Annotated in this window: 16 protein-coding genes; 2 read left to right on the forward strand and 14 right to left on the reverse strand. The window is 72.2% G+C overall.

Annotation, left to right across the window (positions count from 1 at the left end; translation table 11 throughout):
- Positions 1-2 precede the first annotated feature (2 nt).
- Positions 3-398 carry a MerR family transcriptional regulator gene (locus ABD999_RS20245; RefSeq protein WP_148033007.1) on the reverse strand — a complete coding sequence of 132 codons (396 nt, stop codon included), beginning with the start codon at positions 396-398 and terminating at the stop codon, positions 3-5.
- Positions 399-446: 48 nt separating this feature from the next.
- On the opposite strand from ABD999_RS20245, the gene ABD999_RS20250 reads away from it, so the two are divergent.
- Positions 447-1493 carry an aldo/keto reductase gene (locus tag ABD999_RS20250; protein ID WP_148033008.1) on the forward strand — a complete coding sequence of 349 codons (1047 nt, stop codon included), beginning with the start codon at positions 447-449 and terminating at the stop codon, positions 1491-1493.
- 40 nt (positions 1494-1533) lie between these two features.
- Here ABD999_RS20250 and ABD999_RS20255 read toward each other — a convergent pair whose 3' ends face one another.
- The 6 genes from ABD999_RS20255 to ABD999_RS20280 are packed head-to-tail and all read right to left on the reverse strand — an operon-like array spanning position 1534 to position 8413.
- Positions 1534-2679, reverse strand: coding sequence for a C45 family autoproteolytic acyltransferase/hydrolase (locus ABD999_RS20255; protein WP_271276891.1), 1146 nt, complete (start codon positions 2677-2679; stop codon positions 1534-1536).
- 38 nt (positions 2680-2717) lie between these two features.
- Positions 2718-4337, reverse strand: a complete 1620-nt coding sequence (locus ABD999_RS20260) for an amidohydrolase (protein ID WP_271276892.1) — start codon at positions 4335-4337, stop codon at positions 2718-2720.
- A complete protein-coding gene (locus ABD999_RS20265; protein WP_271276893.1) occupies positions 4337-5167 on the reverse strand; it encodes a polysaccharide deacetylase family protein in 831 nt (276 codons plus the stop codon). Before ABD999_RS20265 ends, ABD999_RS20260 begins: the two co-directional genes overlap by 1 nt.
- Entirely contained in the window at positions 5164-6390 is a 1227-nt protein-coding gene (locus tag ABD999_RS20270) for a M20 family metallopeptidase (protein ID WP_345482830.1), read from the reverse strand. Before ABD999_RS20270 ends, ABD999_RS20265 begins: the two co-directional genes overlap by 4 nt.
- Positions 6387-7820 (reverse strand): 4-hydroxyphenylacetate 3-hydroxylase N-terminal domain-containing protein, encoded by a 1434-nt coding sequence (locus ABD999_RS20275; RefSeq protein ID WP_271280514.1) that lies wholly within the window; start codon positions 7818-7820, stop codon positions 6387-6389. Before ABD999_RS20275 ends, ABD999_RS20270 begins: the two co-directional genes overlap by 4 nt.
- 5 nt (positions 7821-7825) lie before the next feature.
- The gene (locus ABD999_RS20280; protein ID WP_271280515.1) at positions 7826-8413 is read right to left on the reverse strand and encodes a flavin reductase family protein; all 588 of its coding nucleotides are present in this window, start codon (positions 8411-8413) and stop codon (positions 7826-7828) included.
- Positions 8414-8513: 100 nt separating this feature from the next.
- Here ABD999_RS20280 and speB point away from each other — a divergent pair, with 100 nt between their 5' ends.
- Positions 8514-9485 carry an agmatinase gene (gene speB, locus ABD999_RS20285; RefSeq protein ID WP_271280516.1) on the forward strand — a complete coding sequence of 324 codons (972 nt, stop codon included), beginning with the start codon at positions 8514-8516 and terminating at the stop codon, positions 9483-9485.
- Here speB and ABD999_RS20290 read toward each other — a convergent pair.
- From ABD999_RS20290 to ABD999_RS20320, 7 genes are all read right to left on the reverse strand, one after another.
- Positions 9460-11088, reverse strand: coding sequence for an amidohydrolase (locus tag ABD999_RS20290; RefSeq protein ID WP_345482831.1), 1629 nt, complete (start codon positions 11086-11088; stop codon positions 9460-9462). The two genes, speB and ABD999_RS20290, sit on opposite strands and share 26 nt — an antisense overlap.
- Entirely contained in the window at positions 11064-12167 is a 1104-nt protein-coding gene (locus ABD999_RS20295) for an ABC transporter ATP-binding protein (protein WP_148033020.1), read from the reverse strand. The genes ABD999_RS20290 and ABD999_RS20295 overlap by 25 nt, the downstream gene beginning before the upstream one ends.
- Positions 12164-12976, reverse strand: a complete 813-nt coding sequence (locus tag ABD999_RS20300) for an ABC transporter permease (protein WP_187281280.1) — start codon at positions 12974-12976, stop codon at positions 12164-12166. The genes ABD999_RS20295 and ABD999_RS20300 overlap by 4 nt, the downstream gene beginning before the upstream one ends.
- Positions 12973-13836: an ABC transporter permease gene (locus ABD999_RS20305; protein WP_148033021.1), complete on the reverse strand. Its 864-nt coding sequence runs from the start codon at positions 13834-13836 to the stop codon at positions 12973-12975. Before ABD999_RS20305 ends, ABD999_RS20300 begins: the two co-directional genes overlap by 4 nt.
- Before the next feature lie 118 nt (positions 13837-13954).
- Positions 13955-15013, reverse strand: a complete 1059-nt coding sequence (locus ABD999_RS20310; RefSeq protein WP_271280344.1) for an extracellular solute-binding protein — start codon at positions 15011-15013, stop codon at positions 13955-13957.
- Positions 15014-15099: 86 nt separating this feature from the next.
- On the reverse strand, positions 15100-16071 hold the full coding sequence (locus ABD999_RS20315; protein ID WP_271280345.1) for an L-2-amino-thiazoline-4-carboxylic acid hydrolase: 972 nt from the start codon (positions 16069-16071) through the stop codon (positions 15100-15102).
- 250 nt (positions 16072-16321) lie between these two features.
- Entirely contained in the window at positions 16322-17839 is a 1518-nt protein-coding gene (locus ABD999_RS20320; protein ID WP_345482833.1) for a PucR family transcriptional regulator ligand-binding domain-containing protein, read from the reverse strand.
- Between the last annotated feature and the right edge of the window lie 83 nt (positions 17840-17922).

Raw genomic sequence — 17922 nt, forward strand, 5'->3', positions numbered from 1 at the left:
CCTCAGGGCGCGCAGTCGGGGACGGTGTCCCGCAAGCCCAGCCGGCCCTCGTAGATGGCCACCTTGTGGGTTATCAGCTTGAGTGACTCGTCGAGTTCGTGGAGCTGGGCGAGCACCCGTTCCCGATGTCCGCGCAGCACCTCCAGCCGTTCCGCCTCGTTGCCCTGGCCCGCTCTGACGAGCTCGGTGTAGCGCCGGATGTCGGTCAAAGGCATGCCGGAGGCCCGCAGCCGGACGCACACGCCCAGCCAGTCGACGTCACCCTCGTCGTAGACCCGGTGGCCCGCGGTTCCCCGCCGTACCGGCTGGGCCAGCAGCCCCTCTCGCTCGTAGAACCGGAGGGTGTGCACGCTGAGCCCGGTGCGTTCGGCGACCTGGCCGATGCTCAAACCCGACATGCGGCCAGTTTGACCTAGAGTCGGCTCTAGCTTCTACGGTTCCGACGTATGAGATATCGCATCCTCGGCGGCACCGGCATAGAGGTCAGCACCCACTGCCTCGGCACCATGATGTTCGGCTCGGCCGGCAACCCCGACCACGATGACAGCATCCGCATCATCCACACCGCCCTCGACCAGGGGATCAACTTCATCGACACCGCCGACATGTACTCGGCGGGCGAGTCCGAGGAGATCGTGGGCAAGGCGCTGCAGGGGCGGCGGGACGACGTGGTGCTGTCGACCAAGGTGCACTTCCCGATGGGGGAAGGGCCCAACCGGAGCGGCAACTCGCGGCGCTGGATCATGCGCGCGGTCGAGGCGAGTCTCAAGCGGCTGCGCACCGACTGGATCGACCTCTACCAGATCCACCGCCCCGACCACCGGACCGACATCGAGGAGACCCTCTCCGCGCTGACCGATCTCGTACGGCAGGGCAAGATCCGCGCCTTCGGCAGCTCGGCCTTCCCGGCGCACGAGACGGTCGAGGCCTACCATGTGGCCCGGCAGCGCGGCCTGTACCGGTTCCGCACCGAGCAGCCGCCGTACAACATCCTGGCCCGCGGCATCGAGGGCGACGTCCTGCCCACGGCGCAGCGGCTCGGTATGGGCGTGCTCACCTACAGCCCGCTGGGCTGGGGGTTCCTGACCGGCCGTTACCGCAAGGGACAGGTCGACCTGTCGCAGGGCCGCGCGGCGCGAGCGCCGGAACGGTTCGACCCGTCCATCCCGGTCAACGCGGCCAAGCTGGAGGTCGTCGAGGAGCTGGTGAAACTGGCGGACGAGCTCGGCCGCACCCTGCCGGAGCTGGCCGTCGCCTTCGTCGTGTCACACCCGGCGGTCACCTCGGTCATCCTCGGCCCGCGCACGATGGAGCAACTGGAGGGCTTGCTGAAGGGCGCCTCGCTGGTGCTCGACGACACCGTGCTCGACCGGATCGACGAGCTCGTGCCGCCCGGCACCGACGTCTACCCTCCTGTCGCTCTCTGGAGTCCCGCGCCCCTGACCGACCCCGCGCTGCGCCGCCGCCCGCCCGGCGACCGCTCCGCGAGCTGACCCGGAAACGCGACGACGGCCCGGGCTGCCCCTGCGTCGTCTACAGCGGCGACGGTTTGTCGAGGAGGCCGTCGAAGGTGAGCGGGCGGTGCGGGTGCCGGCAGGGGTTGCCGTCGCTGAGCCAGACGGTCCGCTCGTCCAGGTCCATGATCACGGACGTGACGGTCGCCCACCGCTCGTCCGCGCCGGCTCGTACGTCCGGGTGGGAGCAGACGGAGTACGGATAGTCGGCGTGGTCGCTGAGGGCTTCGCGCAGCGAGCCGACGGTGGCCGGCCGGTCGGCCGCGGAGATGGCGGCCTGGACGCGCTGGAGGCGCACCAGGCTGTCGGCCATCGCGTAGAGGGAGACGTCGGTCACCTCCCGGAGCGGGGACAGGAAGTGGTTGGTGTGGACGAGGGCGCCGTCGGCCGGCAGCAGGGGATACACCTGACTGTGGTCGCCGGGGGCGGTCTCCAGGTTGATCGCGGTGCCGTCCCGATGGGCCAGCAGGTAGTTGGCGGAGGAGGAACGCCAGTGGCGCTGGACCACATTGGCCGCGTCGGTCAGCGTGTGGCAGTCGGCCAGCGCGCGCAGCACCACGTGGTACGGCAGGCCAGGCTCGCCGCGGTCGGCCGAGGTGACCAGCGCGTTGGTGGCGATGGCGAGCCCCGAGGAGTTCATGCTCGTCTTGGCCAGCAGCCCGGCCTCCACGACGGTGACGTAGTTCGGGGCGTCGTCCTGCTCCACCTCCAGGACGACGACCGTGTCGAAGCCGTGCACGAGCCAGTCCCAGTTCTGCCCGGCCAGGGTGTGGCGGTCGGCCGTACGGCTGGGCAGGAGCGCGAAGGAGCTGCACTCCCGGGCGTGCGCGGCCCGCAGCGCCGCGGCCTGGCGGGCGGTGGCGGCCCACATCACCTCGGTGCGCGCGTTCATGGTGAGGACGTCGGCGAAGGAGAGCCGGGCGCCGTCGGCGATGCCGCGCATCTCCTCCACGTACGCGGGGAACACCGCCGCGATCGCGGCCTCCAGCGGCGCGGCGGCCGCGACCGCCTGCTCCCAGCTCAGGCCCGCCGCCCGCGCGAAGGCCGTCTCGTAGCCGGCTCTGCTGCGGTGGACGCGGTCGCGGGCGGCGTCTCCGTAGAGGCGGCCGCGCTCGTACGGGCCGCCGCTCACCCGGATGCGGGGGTATCGCGGTGTTTCGGGCATCTTGCGCTCCATGCTTCGGGCTCTGTCGGTGAGGTGGGTCAGGGCTTCGGGGGCGCGCCCGTCACCCAGCGGCCGGCGATCATCGTGGCGTTCGGCGTGGTCGCCGCGAGCTCGGCCGGGCTCAGGTCGCTCAGGTCCGTGGTGAAGTGGACCAGGTCGGCGTACTTGCCGGGGGTGATCGAACCGACGACCCCGTCCAGGCCCAGGGCCTCGGCGGCGAGCAGCGTGTGCATCCGCAGCGCGTCGCCGAAGCCGAGCCGCTCGTCGGCGCCGATCACGGTGCCTGACTCCGTCTGCCGTCCCATGGCCGAGGCGATGGTCCGGATGGGCCGGTAGTTGGAGACGAAGGCGTCGCTGGACAGCACGGTCAGGATCTGCCGGTCCAGCTCGGAGCGCAGGGGCTGCAGCCGGTGCGTGCGGTCGCCGAGGGTGGCGAGCAGTTCGTCGCCGCTCTCGGTGAGGAAGTTCGGCTGGTTGACCGGGATGACGCCCAGGTCGGCGATGCGTCCCAGCTGTTCCGGGGTCGGCCCGCCGCAGTGCTCGACGCGGTGCCGGCCGGTGCCGCGGCCGGCCTCGATGGCCTGGAGGGCGTACTCGATGCCCAGGTCGCCCTGGGCGTGGATGCCGACCTGCCAGCCCCTGGCCATCGCGTCGGCCACCAGCTCGCGGAGTTGCCCGGGCTGCCAGAACAGCTGTCCCCGGGTCAGCGCGTCGTTCGAGTAGCCGCCGCTGAACAGGGCGGTGCCGCTGGTGAGCGCGCCGTCGGAGTAGAACTTCATGGCGCCGATGCGGAACCAGTCGTCGCCGATCCCGCTGGACAGCCCCGCCTCGCTCAGCGCCGGGAGGTTGCTCGACAACGGCATGGCCACGACGCGCACCCCGAGCCGGCCGGCGCGCCGCGCCCGCAGGTACGTGCTCATCTCGCGCCTGGTCACCTGCGGATCGCAGACGGTCGTGATGCCGGCCGCCTGGTAGGCGCGGACGCCCACCTCCAGCGCGTGGTCGAGGTCCTCGGGGGTGGCGTCGAAGTGGAAGTTGGGGCCGTGGCAGGCGATGTCGACGGCCCGGGGGAAGACGAGGTCCAGGGCGGCGTCGACGCAGTAGCCGCGGGCGCGCCCCGTCTCGTCCCGGTCGAAGTAGCCTCCCGTGGGATCGGTCCCGGTCGCGCCGCCGGCCATCGCGAGGGCGACCGAGTTGACCACCGCGCTGTGCCCGGACTTGTGGAAGACGATCACGGGGTGGTTCGGGCTGACCGCGTCCAGGTCCGCGGCCGTGGGCAGGCGGCCCTCCGGATACTTGGCGACGTCCATGCCGGAGCCGCGCACCCACGTCCCGGCCGGCTGGGCGAGGGCCGCCTCCCCCACCGCGCGGGCCAGGTCCGCGATGGAACGGACCGCCGGGTAGCCGGCGTCCACCCCGGACATGGTCTCCCCGGTGGCGAGCAGGTGGTTGTGCGGGTCGACGAAGCCCGGGGTCAGGCAGCCGCCGCCCAGGTCGACGACCTCGTACGAGGCGCCGGGCAGCGCCGCGCGCACCGCCTCCAGCGTGCCGACCGCCGCGATGCGCGAGCCGCGGACGGCCACCGTGTCGGCGGTCCCTGCCGCCACCTCCGGCGACACCACCGAGGCGCCGGTCAGCAGCACCGTCTCGTCATCCATCAGGTCACCTCCTGGTCGAGCAGATGGGCGGCCAGTTCGCCCATCGTGGGGAGCCACACCTCGCCGAGCTCCTCCGCGGTCTCGATCAGCCGCGTCAGCAGCGCCACCCGGGACGGCCGGCCCACGAGCTGCGGGTGGAGCACCATGGTCGTCACGCCGCCGAGCGCGTGGATGGCCCGCAGCTCGTCGGTCCAGATGCGGGCGATCTGGTCGTTGGCGAGGAACTGCCGGTAGTTCGGCGGGCTGTTGGCGAACAGCAGATGGGGGCCGTCGTCGAGAGCCCAGTGCGTCGGTATCTCGGCGACCGGGCCGTGCTCGCCGCGCACGACGTACGGGCGGACGGCGTCCATGAAGTTGGACGAGAACGTGCAGCCGATCTCGGCGAGGACGTCGCGGGTGTGCTCGGTGACGTCGTACAGCGGCGCCCGGTAGCCGCGCACGGGCGTGCCGCTCACCTGCTCCAGCGTGTCCTTCACGGTACGCAGCAACGCCGCCTCGGCGGGACGGGAACGGTCCGGCAACGGGTTGTGGTCGGTGCCGTGCATGGCGATCTCGTGCCCCTCGGCGACGATCTTCCCGATCGCCCCGGGCGCGTCCGCCGCGACGTCGGAGGGCACGAAGAACGTGGTGCGGATCCCGTGCTCGGCGAGCAGCCCGAGCACGAGGTCGAGCCCTTGGCCGAGGTCGTAGTCGCCCGAGGACAGCACCGCCGGCCGGGCGGCGTTCCCCGGGTCCTTGGAGGTCCACATGGTGTGGGCGTCCAGGTCGAAGGTCAGGCACAGCGCGCTGCGCTGGCCGGGCGGGTACGCGGGCGAGCTCCGCTCGGTCATGACTCTCCAGAGAGGTACTGGCGTGCGGAATCGCACAGGATGTCCACGAGCGCTTCCAGCTCGGCGAGCCGGACGTGCTCGTCGTCGGTGCCCATCGTGGCCGGGTCGGGCCCGATCACGCAGGCGGGCACGCCCGCGTGGCGCCACAGCCGGGCGTCGGTGCAGCCGATCCCGGTGGAGGGGACGGGCCGGTGGCCGGTGCGCCGGGTGACGGCCTCGGTCACGGCGGTGACGATGTCCGCGTCCTCGCCGGTGGAGTTGGCCGGTCCCCGGCCGAGGACCTCGACCCGGGCGCCTGCCTCGCGCGCCAGCTCCTCGACGCGGCCGAGCAGGTCCTGCGGGTCGACCGTCTCGGGCACGCGCAGGTCGACGCTGAGCCGGCAGTCGGCCGGGCGCATGTTGACCGCCAGGCCGCCGCGGACGGTGCCCAGGTTGAGCGAGACCTCCCGGACGATGCGGGCGGCGCCGTCGCCCAGCAGCCGGTCCATCGCCTCGTCGCGGGCGGCCGGCGGCGGGTGCGCGGCCGCGAGCCCGCGGTTGACCTCGGCGACGAGGCCGGCCAGCCGCCGGGCGAATCCGGCGGCGCGCAGGATCGCGCCCTCCCCGGCGCCGGGGTACGCGGCGTGCATGCTCTGGCCGGGCACGTGAACCATGAGCCAGAGGTAGCCGCGTTCGGCCACCCGCACCAGGCCGAGAGACGACGGCTCGGTGCTGACCAGCGCGTCGCCGAGCAGGTCGGGCCGGCGCCTGAGCAGGCCGCGCGCGCCCAGCGGGCCGAAGGTCTCCTCGTCGCACACCAGGACCAGGGAGAGCCGTCCCGGCAGGTCGCCGGCGCTCCCCCGCAGCCGGCGGGCGGCCACGAGGAACGCCGCGACCCCGCCTTTCATGTCGACCGCTCCCCTGCCGTGCACCCGGTCCGCGACCCGCCGGGGGCGGGACGGCGGGCCGGAGGCGGGGAACGTGTCGAGGTGCCCGTTCCACACCAGGTGCCGGCCGTCCCGGCCGGCGGGCCCCAGCACGTCCACGACGATGTTGCGACGGCGCGCCGCCGGCCGGTCCAGCCGGTGCGGCAGGCCGGCGCGCTCGCAGTACGCGGTCACGACCCCGGCGACGTCGCGCACGTCGCCGGGCGGGTTCGGGCTGGGCGCGGCCAGCAGGTCGAGGACGAGCGTGCCGAGCTCGTCCCGGAGGGCCGCGCCCGCCGCCGTCGGCGGTGCGGTCATCGGGCCGCGCTGATGTCGACGCCCAGGTGGTCGAGCACGAAGTCCCGCCACGGCCTGCGGTACGGGGAAGCGTAGATCCTGGCCCGCATGGCGGCCGGGGGCGTGGCGTTGACGTTCTCGAACAGGGCGACGCGCATGGCGTTCGCGCCGCAGGTCAGGTCCCAGACGAAGTTGAACACCCGGTTCTTGGCCTCGGCGCTGACGCCCGTGCCGGGGAGGAACTCCGTGAGCATCTCCCCGACCGAGCCGTCGGCGAACTGCCGCTCCGAGAAGCGGCTGATCAGGCCCTGGCCGGAGATCTCCCGCAGCAGCTGCAGCATCCGCGGGTAGTTCTCGACGGAGTGCAGGCGCCCCGCGGTGACGTACCGCTCGGCCGGGACCAGGACGCCGTTGGCGTAGGCGGCGGTGTCCTCGGCGGCGAGCACGTGGGCGCGCAGCCCGGTGGCGTAGGCGCTGATCTCGGAGACGGCGTCGCGCACCTGCGGGATGTTCTCCGTGCCCAGCACCTCGACGATCGCCTGGGCGGCGCCCGCGAGGATCTCGGACTTGTAGGACAGCCGGGCCAGGATGTGCCAGAGCGCGAGGGCGCCCAGCTCGTGGTACAGGCCCAGCATCTCCTCGTTGCGGAAGGAGAACACGTGCTCACTGGGCACGAAGACCCGGTCGAAGACGAGCAGGGAGTCGGGCTCCTCGCCGCGCACGTCCAGCGGGTGCTCGTCGGTGGTGCCCGGCATGATCACCGGTTCCCTGGCCACCATCGTGAGGCCGGGCGCGTTGAGCGGCACGTAGCAGAACAGGTTCGCGTCGGGGTCGGCGCCCGGGGTCAGCAGCGTGACGACGGTGCCGACGTGGGAGTGGACGGCCCCGGAGGCGCACGGCTTGGCCCCGTACAGGACCAGCCCGTCCTTGCGCTCCTCGACGCAGCGGAGCCGGCCGGGCTTCTGCGCGGTCGGCACCGACCGGTCCGACTGGACGTCGGCCACGATGTCGGCGCTCATCGCGTTGTTGGCCCGGCCCCAGTCGATGAACGCGTCGATGTTGCGCGCCCACTCCTCGCTGCTGGGGGCGATGCGGTCGGCGACCGAGAGCAGGCCCAGCGCGTTGAACGAGCCGTAGTCCGGCGGCCGCCCGAACACCCCGAAGGTGTGGTAGGTGGACAGCCGGGCCAGCTCGCGCCGGGCGACCAGGTCGTCCTTGGTCCGGGGCACCTGCCAGGCGCGGCTGGCGGGCTTCCCGGTCCCCTCGTCCTGGTACGTGGCGATCTCGGCCGTCCCCGGCCGGTGCTGCATGTCGTAGAGGGCGGCGACGGTGTCCACGGCGTCCCTGAACTGCGGGTGCGTGGTGACGTCGGACACCCGTGAGCCGTCGGAGGCCAGCACGACGCGGCCGTCGCGCAGGCTCGCCCGGTACTCGTCACCGGTCTTGAGCATGGTCATCAACCTTCGATGGGGTCGTCGGGGAGACGGTAGAAGTCACGGTCGAAGTAGAGGAGCGGCGGGAGGGCGGCGTCGCCCTCGCGGACCCGCTCCACCCGGGCGAAGAGCACGTCGTGGTCGCCCACGGTCACGACCTGCGAGATGGCGCAGTCGAAGTGGGCGAGCGCGCCGTGCACCGACGGCGCCGGCGGGACGGCGGCGCCGTCGTGCGGATCCCAGCGCCGGTTCGGCGCCGGGTGGGGGATGCCGGTCTCCCCCAGTCCCTCGGCCTCCGGGGAGAAGGACTCCAGGAACTTGGGGGCGCCGGGCGCGGCGGCCGCGCGGGCGACGTGGACCTGGTCGGCCGACAGCACCGAGACGCCCACGCGGCCGTGCAGCCGCGCGGCCCGCATGACCGCCGTGTGCGAGAACAGGCAGATCGACACGATCGGCGGGTCGAGGGTCACCGACGAGAAGCTCGACGCGGTGACGCCCCACGGGCGGCCGGACACGAACGAGGTCACGACCACGACGGTGGCGGGAACCCGCCGCAGCACGCTGCGGACGGAGTCGCGGAGACCCGTTTCTGCAGTGTGACTGAAACTCATGCAGTGATACTACAGATCGCGTATCCTGAGCGCAATGTCCCCGGCCACCGCAGCGCGGCCGGGACCGGAAGCAGTGCTCTCCCTGAACGGAAAGAACGGAATGGAAACCAACCGCCCCGTCGGGCCGGTGTCCGGCACCGAGGTCCCGCGCTACGCCGGGCCCGCCACCTTCGCCCGCCTGCCCCGTACCGACCAGGTCGGCAAGGCCGACCTCGCCGTCATCGGCGCGCCGTTCGACAGCGGCGTCAGCTACCGTCCGGGGGCGCGGTTCGGCCCCTCCCACATCCGTCAGTCCTCCCGGCTGCTGCGGCCCTACAACCCCGCTTTGGACCGTTCCCCGTTCGGGATCGTGCAGGTCGCCGACGCCGGTGACATGGTCATCAACCCGTTCGACATCACGGACGCCGTCGGGCAGATCCAGGAGCAGGCCGGGGCGCTGACCGGCGCCGGCACGCGGCTGGTGACCCTCGGCGGTGACCACACGGTCGCGCTGCCGCTGCTGCGCGACCTGCACCGCCACCACGGCGAGCTGGCGGTGCTGCACTTCGACGCGCATCTGGACACCTGGGACACCTACTTCGGCGCGCCGGTCACCCACGGCACGCCGTTCCGGCGGGCGTCCGAGGAAGGGCTGCTGGACCCCGAGGGCTGCCTGCACGTCGGCATCCGGGGGTCCGTGTACGCCAAGGAGGACCTCACCGACGACGCCCGGCTCGGGTTCCAGCAGCTGACCAGCCGCCAGTTCGCCCACGAGCGGCTCGACACGCTGATCGAGGTCATGCTGCGGCGGCTCGGCGACCGTCCGGTCTACGTCTCGGTGGACATCGACGTGCTCGATCCGGCGCACGCGCCCGGGACCGGGACCCCGGAGGCCGGCGGCCTGTCCAGCCGGGAGCTGCTGGAGCTGCTGCGCGCCCTCGACGGGCGCAACGTGGTGGGCGCGGACGTCGTCGAGGTGGCGCCGGCCTACGACCACGCGGAGCTGACCGGCGTCGCGGCCAGCCACGTCACGTACGAGCTGCTGACCGTGATGGCCGGCGGCCACGTCAGCGACACCACTCCGGCCCGCTGACCTCGACGTCGTGGCCGGCGTACACGGGTGCGCCGGCCACGAACGTGGCCGCGACCGGCGCGCCGAGCCGGGCTTCGAGCCCTTCCTGCCGCCGGGGGTCGGCGTCGAGCACCGCGAAGTCCGCCGGGGCGCCCGCCCGCAGCGTGCCGGCCGGGCCGGACCCGGGGCGCACCGACGCCGACCCCCGCGTGTACAGGCGCAGCGCCTGTACCGGAGTGAGTCGCTCCTGTTCACCGAGCACCTCCCCCTCCCTGGACCGTCGCGTCACGCAGCTCCACATGCCCTGCCAGGGGTCGGGGCCCGCGCACGGGTAGTCCGACGAACCGCCCACCGGGACACCGGCCTCGACGAGGGTCCGGTGCCGGATGAGCCGCCCCATCCGGGCGCGCCCGTAGGTGTCCGCGAGCCGCTCTCCGTGCTCATGGACGTACGAGCCGAACGGCACGACGCCCCAGCCCTGGCGCCTGATCACCGGCACCTGGTCGTCGCGGACGACGCTGCCGTGCTCGATCCGCCCGCGCAGCCCGGTCCGCTCCGACGCGCGCAGCAGCACGTCGATCGCCGCGTCGCCGTTGGCGTGCACGGCGAGGAGCAGGCCGAGTGAGTCGGCCAGCCGCAACTCCCGCGCGACGTCGCCGGCGGTGCGCAGCTGTTGCGGGTCCCCGTCCGGCACGGGCTCGCTCAGCAGGCACGTCCCGCCGTTGAGCGCGCCGTCCACGAACGACTTCAGCCCGATCAGGCGCAGCCGGGGCCCGCCGCGCTCGGCCAGCCGGCGTGCCAGGTCCGGATCGCCGACGGGCGCCAGCGCCGAGTAGCGCGGCGAGGCGCCCTCGGCCTGGATCCGTTCGAGCAGGTCCCATCCGGTCTCGCCGCACAGCGCCTCGGTCAGCGCCGTGACGCCGCGGCTCACGTAGTCCCGCTGGATCCGCCGCAGCGCCGCGAGGCGGTCCTCGAAACCGGCCAGGGCGACCCGGCCGGGGTGGCGGGCGAGGGCCGGCTCCATGATGTCGAACATCGCCTGCTCGAAGACGCGGCCGGTGGCCAGACCGTCGGCCCCGGTCTCCACCCAGCCGTTCGCCGGCACCTCCGCCTCGATCACCGCGCCGGTGTCGTCGGCGAAGCCCATGCGGGCCAGGCCGGCCGTGTTGGCGTAGCCCCAGTGGCCGTTGGCGTGCACCACGACCAGCGGGTCCGCCGGGCACAAGCGGTCGAGCAGCTGCCGGTCCACCGCGGCGCCGCCGCACCGCTCCTCCAGCCAGCCCACGAGTTTCACCCAGCCGTTGCTGCGGCCCGCCCGGCCCACCGCGGCGGCCACCCGACGCGGATCGCGCTGGTCGCGCGGTGACAGGCTGACGTGGCACAGCTCGTCGGCGGCGATCGTGGGATGGCAGTGCGCGTCCTCCAGGCCGGGGATGACCCAGCGGCGGCCCAGGTCGACCACGTCGGCGTCCGGCCACGCGCCGGAGAGCTCGCCGAACGGGCCGACCGCCGCGACCCTGCCGCCCGCCACGGCGAGCGCGTCCGCGGGGCGGCCCGCCCAGCCCGCCTCCGGCAGGACGGCGCGGGCCCGGAACAGGCTTACCCGCCCGTCGGTATCAGCCATGCGTTGCTCGCAGAGAACCGCAGGCCGACCGTGTCCCCCACCCCGGGGATCCCGGTCATCTCACCGCCCGTCCGCACGGTCACGTCGCGGCCGGTCTCCGTCGTGACGATCACCCGCTGCTCGGAACCGAGGTAGACGACCTCGCGCACGGTGGCCCGGCAGGCCGCTTCCGCGTCGTCGGCGGGGAGGACCTTGACGTCCTCCGGCCGGAACATCACGCAGTGCTCGTCCCCGGACGGGGCTTGCTTGCCGCCCGGCCAGTCCGGCAGCGGGATCCGGCACTCCGGGGTCGCCAGGGCGGTGGCGCCGTCCTGCTCGACGAGCTTCCCCTTGATCAGGTTGCTGTCGCCGAGGAACTCCGCGACGAACCGCGTCGCGGGCCGGCGGTAGAGCTCGTCGGGCGTGCCGACCTGCTCGATCCGGCCCTGGTCGAAGACGACCACGCGGTCCGAGAGCGCCATCGCCTCCTCCTGGTCATGGGTGACGAACAGGAACGTGATCCCGACCTCGCGGTGGACGCGCTTGATCTCCAGCTGGAGCCGCTGGCGCAGCTTCTTGTCGAGGGCGCTCAGGGGCTCGTCCATCAGCAGGATCGGCGGGTCGAAGACGAGCGCCCTGGTCAGGGCGACGCGCTGCTGCTGGCCGCCGGACAGCTCCCGGGGACGGCGCTTCTCGAAGCCGGTGAGGTTCACCATCTCCAGGGCCGCGCGCACCCGCTCGCGGATCTGGTCCTTCGGGTATTTCCGTTCGACCAGCGGGAACGCGACGTTGTCCCAGACGGACATGTGCGGGAACAACGCGTAGTTCTGGAAGACCATGCCGAGGTTGCGCTGGTGCGGGGGCAGGTCGGCGATGTTCCGGCCGTGCAGGACGATCTCCCCCGCCGTCGGCGAGATGAAGCCGGCGATCATGTTCAGGGTCGTGGTCTTGCCCGAACCGCTGGGACCGAGGAAGGTCACGAACTCGCCGCGGCGGATCTGGAGATCGACGCCGCTGACGGCCGCCGTGTCGGTGCCGGGGTACTGCTTGGAGACACCGCGCAGCTCCAGGGCCAGGTCGGTGTCCACTGCAACGGTCATCGCTTTGACCTTCCGTCGGAGCTGCTGGAGAAGAGGAACTTCGTCGAGACGAGGATGAGCACGGTGCTGACCAGAAGGATCAGGGTCGAGGCCGCGGCGATGGTCGGGTTGATGTCCCGCGTCACGCTGGAGTACATCTCGACCGGGAGCGTCCGCAGGCCGGGGCTGACGATGAAGAGCGAGACGACCACCTCGTCGAACGAGGTGACGAACGCGAACAGCCCGCCGGCCAGCATGCCCGGGGCGATCAGCGGCAGCGTCACGCGCAGGAACACCCGGTGCGGGCGGGCGCCCAGCACCTGGGCGGCGCGCTCCAGCTGGCCGTCCACCACCCGCAGCGCGCTGCCCACCGTGATCATCACGTACGGGACCGCGAGGACGCAGTGCGCGGCCACGAAGCCGGGCACCGTGCCGATCAGCCCCCAGCGCAGGAACATCGCGTAGACCCCGATGCCCAGCACCACGATCGGGACGACCAGCGGGGCGATCCCCACCATCTCCAGCAGTCCGCGGCCCCGGAACCGCCCGCGGACCACGGCGAACGCGCCGAGCGTCCCGATCACCACGGAGATGACCATCACCAGGACGGCGATCAGGAGGGACGACCGGAGCGCGTCGATCCAGACCGGGTTCTGGAAGAACTCCTGGTACCAGCGGAGCGAGTAGCCGGACGGCGGGAAGGTCAGCGTGCGCTCGGAGGCGAAGCTCATCGGGATGACGACGAGCGGCGGCGCCGTCATCCAGATGGCCACGATGGCGGCCATGAGGTAGAGCCAGCGCGGCCGGCTCCTGGTCTCCGTGCTGGTCATTTCTTGTCCACCGTTCCGCCGAAGGCCTGCTGGACGTTGACGACCCGGCTCATGAGGCCGACGAAGACGAGGGTCAGCACGGCGAGCACCACGGCCATGGCGCCGCCGCTGGCCCAGTCGAGCCGCTCGGTGACCTGCCGGACGATCAACTGGGACATCATCGAGTTCTGCGGCGAGCCGAGGATCACCGGCGTGATGTAGAAGCCGAGCGCGAGGATGAAGACGAGGACGCTGCCGGCGAACAGCCCCGGCAGGCTCTGCGGGAAGTACACCCGCCAGAAGGCCCGGAAGGGCGTCGCCCCCATCGACTGGGCGGCCAGCAGGTCGGAACGCTCGATCTTCTGGAGGTTGTTGTAGAGCGGCAGCACCATGAAGGGCAGCAGGATCTGCGCCATGCCGATGACCACGCCCGTGGTGTTGCGGATCAGGTCCACCTGCCCGAGCCCGATCGCGGCCAGGACCGCCTTGAACGGTCCGGTGTCCTGCAGGAGCACCAGCCACGCGTACGTACGCACCATGAGGCTGGTCCAGAACGGCAGCAGCACCAGCACGAGCAGCGCCCGGCGCAGCCGCGGGCCGGCCAGGGTCATGAGGTACGCGTACGGATACGCGAACAGGAGGCACGCCACGGTGCAGATGACCGCGACGAAGAACGTGCGGAACAGGATCGTGCGGTAGGCGGGCGTGCCGAGGAAGTCCCCGTAGCTCTGCAACGTCAGCGCGCCGTCCGCGTCGAGGAACGAGCGCCGGACCAGTTCGAGGACCGGGATGGCGAAGAATGCGACGAGCAGGACGAGCAGGGGGATCGCCAGGTGGATCCCCCGTAGTCGCCGGGCCGTCTGCTGGGCGAGCTTCAGCATGCCGTGGTTCCCGCTCCTGTCGTGCTTCGGTCGGCCATGGGACATCGGATGGGCCGATGACGCGGGTGCCGCCTCCGGACGGCGCCCGCGTGCATCGAGGTGGTGGTGGACGCTCCGGTCAGCCGGACGCCCACTTCGTCCAGTCGGCGCTCACCTTGTCGAAGTTGTCCGCCCACCACTGCTGGTCCATGTAGCGGCCCTGCTCACCCTGGCCGTTCTCGGTCGGGGAGAACTTCCGCGCGGTCTCGTCGAGCTCCGGCTTGGCGTCGGAGTTGACGACCCCGTAGGTGTACTTCTCGACGAACGCCTTCTGGCCGGCGGCCGACGTCATCTCGTTGATCAGGCTGACGCCCTGGTCGACGTTCTTCGAGCCCTTCACGATCGCGAGGGAGTCGACGAGCATCAGGTTGTCCTTCCACACCGGCTCGTACGTGGCGCCCGCGCGGACGGCGTCGAGCGCGCGGCCGCTCCAGGCGATCGACATCACGACCTCCTGGCTCTGCAACTGCTGCACCTGCTGCGCGCCGGTGTCGTAGAAGGCGATGTCGCCGCGGATCGCGTCGAGCTTCTTCATCGCCCTGGCCGTGTCGAGGGGGTACAGGCCGTCGAGGGCGACGCCGTCGGCGAGCAGCGCGGCTTCCAGCGCGCCGCCGGGGGCGTAGTTCCACACGCCGCGCTTGCCCGGATACTTCGCCGTGTCGAAGAAGTCCGCCCACGAGGTCGGCGGGTTGTCACCGAACTTCGCGGAGTCGTACACCAGGACGTAGGACAGGATGTCGAACGGGATGCCGCAGTCGGTGACCGCCTCGGCGGGCAGCTTGGACGTGTCGACCTTGTCCTTGATCTTCTCCAGCATGGTGCCGCACTGCGAGATCGCCCAGAAGGGCTCCAGCGTGATCACGTCCCACTGGGTGTTGCCGGAGTCCACCTGCGCCTTCAGTTTGGCGTAGTCCGTCGGACCGTCCGAGAGGGTGCGGACGCCGTTCTTCTCACCCCACGGCTTGACGATGAGGCTCTCCTGCGTCTCCTGGTAGCCACCGCCCCAGGACACGAAGGTGAGCTGCTTGTCGCCGCCACCTGCGCTTGAACCGTCTCCTCCGCCGCCGCACGCTGCCAGGAGCAGCGCCAGCACCGACGTGGCGGCTGCCACCGTGACGGGCCTTCTCGACCAACCCATGATTCTTCCTACTGTTCGTTTGGCGATGGAACGATCCAGGGGCGCGCGGTCACGCGTCCCTGGGACGTTGAGGGGTGGAACGCCGCTCAGGCGGGGACGGGTCCCGGGATGGAGAAACGGAACTCGCAGGTCGCGTCACCGCGCGACATCAACTCGCCCCACTTCACCTCGATGTCCTCGCGGTAGGCCTTGAACTGGGAGACGTGGAACTCGTAGTCGTAGATCTCCCCGTACCGGAGGCCGTCGAGGTCGTGCCAGGGCTGGACGAACGGGCAGAAGGTGCAGTCCTGCGACCATTCGACGGGGGTCAGGGTGCCCTCGTCGCGGTACTGCCAGACGTCCTCGTTGCCGCCGGAGTCGTACAGCTCCATCATGTTCACCAGGTCGAGGGTGAGACCCTTGCTCAGGTGGTCCAGGCGCATGGCGGCGCCGCGCTCGGCGCCGAAGGCGCGCACGGCCTCGCGGAACATCAGGTCACCGTCGGCGCCGAAGGCCTGCTCGGCCTCGCGGCCGAGGTACACGAGCAGCGCGCCGCGGTTCTCGGTGGTCGCCCTGAGCAGGGCGAGGCCATCCTCGCCGGTCAGCGGGACGCCGGGGAGCGTCCCCTCACCCGAGGGCGGCGCCTGTCCCGCCTCCAGGACGAGCGAGTCGCCCTGCCATCCGGCCTCGACGTCGTCCGGCAGGTCGGCGGCGCGCATGAGGGCCGACACCAGCGCCCGGTAGTGGATCAGCGCGAACGCCGGCACCCCGGAGGCCCGGTAGTGCAGGAGCTCCGGCGTGCCGTGCAGCTCCAGCCGGAGCCCTGCCTCGCCGACGCGCAGCTCACCCCACTTCTCGGCGTTGACGGACAGCAGTTCGGCCGTCCCCCAGGCCCGCACGATGCCCGGCAGGCCGTCGCCGCCGCGGCCGGCGGCGGCCTCCGCGCGCCAGTCGTAGTAGCCGCGCAGGGCGCGCTCGACGGTGGCGAGACCGGCCTCCTGCCGCGCCCTGGTGTACGCGAGCCCGGCGTGCCGGATGATCCGTGCCTCGTGCGTCATGGTCGTGACCAGGGGCGTCATCAGGTCACTTGATTCATGGGACATTTCGTACCTCCTGTCGGACACTGCTCCGGCAGACGTCGACGATCGGCGGATGGGGGGGCAGGGACCGCTCGGTGGCACTGGTTTGCCCTAGAGCGTGACTGCAAGAGGCTGCAGTGGTGCTGCAGAGTGGGTACAAACATAGGTAGCGATGTCGGAAAAGGTCAACCAAAACCTTGGCGAACGTCTGAGCCTTTTACCTGAGCGCAACAAAGCGCCCCTGACCCGCTCAGGCCGCGGGGTCCTCCGGCGACCGCCGGGATCTCAGGGCGAGATAGAAGTCGACCTTGTCCGCCATCCGGCGCAGGTCGCGCCCCGTGACCTGCTCGATCGTCACCAGGCGGTACCGCAACGTGTTGACGTGGATCCCGAGGGCCTCGGCGCTCGCCTGGTAGGCGCCGTTGCGGTCGAGGAACTCCCTGAGCGTCGCCACCAGCTGGGACCCGTGCCGGGAGTCGTACTCCACCAGCGGGCCCAGCACCAGGTCCTCGAACCCGCCGACGATCTCCTCGTCCAGCGCGAGCAGGACCTCGTGGGTGCCGAGGCGCTCGTACCTGGCGACCCGCTCGCGCCCGGCGCCGGTGGCGGCGAGCCGGGCGGCGCGCCGGGCCGCGGTCACGGCGCGCGGCAGGTCGGACTCCCCGTCGCGGGCCAGCGTCCAGCCGGCGTGGACCTCCCGGCCGAGCTGGCGTTCCACACATTTCAGCAGGCACGCCACGGTCTGGTCGCCGACCGCCGCGCCCGGCCGCAGGATCAGGACGCTTTCGCGTACGTCCGGGATGACCTCGACCTCGTCGGCCCCGCAGTCCCGCGCCGCCGGGGGCACGGCGTCGAGCAGGCTGTCCGCGACCGGTCCTGGGACGGCGGGGTAGGCGAGCACCGCCACGGCCGGAGCGGGACCCGCCAGCGGCGGGCCTGCCGGGCGGCCGCTCTCGGCCAGGGCGAGCTGCTCGCGCCGGCGTGACGCGGCGTGGCCGCGCCGCTCCCGCACCCGGACCAGCTCGCCGCGCAGGTAGGGCAGCGCGTTGTCCAGCACGCGGCGCTCGGCCGCCGTCATGGCGGCGACGGGCCGCGCGTAGCCGAGGAAGCACCGGGCCGGCGCGACCTCGTCCACCCGCATGACGGTGACCGCCGTCGAGTCGGCGAGCGTGGCCTGGACGGGGAAGGCGACGGCCTGGCTGCCTCGCTGGCAGGTCACCGCGGCGGCGCCGGGCGGCGCGGCCGGGCTCGCCCAGACCACCTCGGGGCCGTCCGCCACCCAGACGTCGCCCGCGAGCTGCGCCGCGAGGACGCGGACCAGCTCGGGCATGCCCCCGCCGGAGACCGCGGCGGCCAGCGCCTCGTGGTGCCGCACCAGCCGGCGCAGGTCGTGGCGCTCGGCGTTCGCGGCGGCGTGGAAGGCGCGCGCGACCTCGATGAACGGCACCTCGTGCGGCACCCGGACCAGCGGGAGGCCGATGGACCTGCACGCGTCCAGCACGTCGGCGGGGACGTCCGCGCCGGGGGCCTCGACGCCGTAGCCGAGGGCCGCGGCGCCCGAGCGGTGGAGCGCCCGGACGAAGCGCTCGGCGTCGCCCTCGGCCTGCCGCCACAGCCCGATCGTCAGGATCAGCTCGCCGCCGCCGAGGTAGCCGCTCGGGTCGGCCATGTCCGTGGAGTGCACCCAGCTCACGGGGACCGGCCGGCTGGGGCGCAGCACGAACCGCAGGCCGAGGTCCTCCGTGGTCACGAGTTCGTGCAGGTACACGCCGGTACTGTAGCAATCTCCAGGTTCCTGCCCCGGCGTCCGGAGGATCCGACGATTGCCGACCTGCGCGCCGGTTCGGGAAG

The organism is Nonomuraea ferruginea (assembly GCF_039540635.1).
Taxonomy (GTDB): Bacteria; Actinomycetota; Actinomycetes; order Streptosporangiales; family Streptosporangiaceae; genus Nonomuraea; species Nonomuraea ferruginea.